This window comes from Bacillus cereus group sp. BfR-BA-01356 (assembly GCF_022663635.1).
GTDB classification, from domain to species: domain Bacteria; phylum Bacillota; class Bacilli; order Bacillales; family Bacillaceae_G; genus Bacillus_A; species Bacillus_A cereus.
In genome coordinates this window covers 1-2,421 of sequence record NZ_JAKUFX010000243.1, presented here as the reverse complement: position 1 = coordinate 2,421, position 2,421 = coordinate 1, and the positions used below count along the sequence as shown (strand labels likewise).

Below are 2,421 nucleotides of genomic sequence, written 5' to 3'. Positions count from 1 at the left end.
TAAGCTCTCTAGCGCCGATGGTAGTTGGGACCTTGTCCCTGTGAGAGTAGGACGTCGCCAAGCAAGAACCTAAGTTATTTTGACTTAGGTTTTTTTGTGTTTATTTTTATTATTTTAAATTTAAAGGTAAGAATTACCTTTTCAAGAATATAGTCCAGATGTAAAAAGAATGTTTGTGATTTTACATAACCTTTTGTGCTTTTAAAGGATTTTACATTAGAAAAAATCTATAATTAAGGTAGTTAACATATATTTTTGATGGGTGTGGGGAATTATGAAAGAAATATGCATGTTATTAGTGGCTGTTATATTATGGGGTACAGCCATTGCGCCAACAAAATGGGCGTTAGAATCTATTCAGCCGTTTACTTTGTTATTTATTCGTCTTTTCTTTGCAGGTGGAATTTGTATGATATTCTCATTTAAGGAACTACAAAAATCAGTTGTACATAAAAAAGTTCCATGGAAAAGAATGAGTTTGTTAGCTTTTACCGGTGTAGCTGGTTATTTTATGTTTACATCCTACGGCATTTCTTTAACAAGTGGATTACATGTGAGTATTATAGATGCTGCGTTACCATTGGTTACAATTCTTTTTTCAGCACTCTTTTTAAAAGAGGAAATTCGATTGAATTATTGGATAGGAATTATATTGGGTGCTATAGGAGTACTCTTTATTACGATTCCATCTAAAAGTGCTAATCAAGAAGTGTCCTTAATAGGAGATATACTAATATTATTAAGTACTTTTCTATTTGCTTTCTACACAGTTTTGCTAAAACGACCAAAACAAGAACAGTATTTATCAAACGAGGTTTTTACAACATTAACTTTAATTATTGGAGCTGTTATTCTCTTACCGTTTGCACTGGTAGAAATTTTTTATTACGGTCTCCCAAAGGTTGAAACTTGGAAAACGGTACTTAGTGTAATATACCTTGTTATTGGAGCAACAATTTTAGCGTATTGGTTTTGGAATAAAGCGCTAGAGAGAGTTTCAGCATCAGTAAGCGGATTATATTTAAATGCATTACCATTAATAAGTATTATTACTTCAATTATTCTATTAAATGAATCTCTGACATGGAGAGTAATAATGGGAGCGAGTTTAGTCTTAATTGGAGTAGGATGGGCGGATAAGCAAAAGTTATGTAATCTATTAAAAGGTAACAAGGTGGAGAATAGAGACTGTTAAACAGTATGATTTATATAATTGAAATGTTAAAAAGATACCTTATATATGAGGTATCTTTTTTATTTAGCAAAGATAATAGACTAAAGTTAGTATGGATATTCTTTGCTGTATTTATATGTGTCGAAATCATTTTGAAATATTGTTTGGACAAGTTGTATACATTCAGTATCATAAAAGCTTTCAAAAGTTGGATGACGTGGAAATAAAGGATCAGTAATATCGCCTTCGCTAAAATTCCCTTTATAAATCATGGCGGGAGTTTGATGATGCCATGATGTTGAGAGCTCATTTATTGGTGCGGTTTTTAATTCGAAACGCTTTTCTAATTCTTTCATTTCGTGATCGAAGTTTTCTAAGTATATATAATTGGTCACATATTCTTCTTCACCAGCTATATATTGTTGTGTGAAATGTGGGTTAATATCACTTGCGTGAGCCCCTTTTATAAATAGATAGTATAAAAATTGTTTAAATGAGATCCCTTTGGTGGAATTTTCATCTTGATATAAAAACTTTCGGATGGGTTTCCATTCGGGATTTTCCATATAAGGAGGTCCAATTAAGGACACGAAAGAACTGACTGCTCTCCTATAAGGGTTACGAACAAGTTTAAAAGTTTCTTTTTGTTTTTCTCGTAACGCTACTCCTAGTCGTACACTATAGGCAGGTGTACTTTTGTATATATCATATTCATAATTATGAATGAAAGGACTATAGCTTAGAGCGGTTTGTAATAAATCAATCTGGTAAAAGAACCACTTAGCAAGAGAAGTACAGCCGCTTTTTTGACTCCAAAATAGAATGATTGGAAACTTCCTATGATAGTGTGGGCTTCTTGAATGGGAGCTTATGATGTGTAATAAAGAAGGATTGAACAAGTTCTACACTCCTTTCAGTTATCTTATTGATATGTATGAGAAATAAAAGGGTGGTATGAGAGTCTTTTTCATCTTTTTAAAAAAAATGAAAGATTAATATTGACTATTATTATATAGAGGTGTAATATAGGACAAGTCGCCGATGACAATAACGTCGCAAGCGACAAACGAAATAAAAAACTTAGTTGACATCAATTAACGAAAGTGTTAACATAAGGAAGTCGCAAATGAGCGACTAAGTAGTTCTTTGAAAACTGAACGAAACAAACAACGTGAAACGTCAATTTTTATTTTAGATGCTAGACAAACTAACTTTATTGGAGAGTTTGATCCTGGCTCAGGATGAAC

Annotated in this window: 2 protein-coding genes; one reads left to right on the top strand and one right to left on the bottom strand. The window is 32.5% G+C overall.

The window, feature by feature from the left end:
- The first annotated feature begins 274 nt into the window (after positions 1-274).
- The gene (locus tag MR168_RS32630; protein ID WP_000658271.1) at positions 275-1,195 is read left to right on the top strand and encodes a DMT family transporter; all 921 of its coding nucleotides are present in this window, start codon (positions 275-277) and stop codon (positions 1,193-1,195) included.
- An 86-nt stretch (positions 1,196-1,281) separates the two neighbouring features.
- On the opposite strand, the gene MR168_RS32625 is transcribed toward MR168_RS32630, so the two are convergent.
- Complete coding sequence (locus tag MR168_RS32625) at positions 1,282-2,073, bottom strand: sulfotransferase family 2 domain-containing protein (protein WP_086411286.1); 792 nt, start codon at positions 2,071-2,073, stop codon at positions 1,282-1,284.
- Between the last annotated feature and the right edge of the window lie 348 nt (positions 2,074-2,421).

Excerpts from the sequence above, each read along its gene's own strand:
- MR168_RS32630 (WP_000658271.1), top strand. The coding sequence starts at position 275 with ATGAAAGAAATATGCATGTTATTAGTGGCTGTTATATTATGGGGTACA.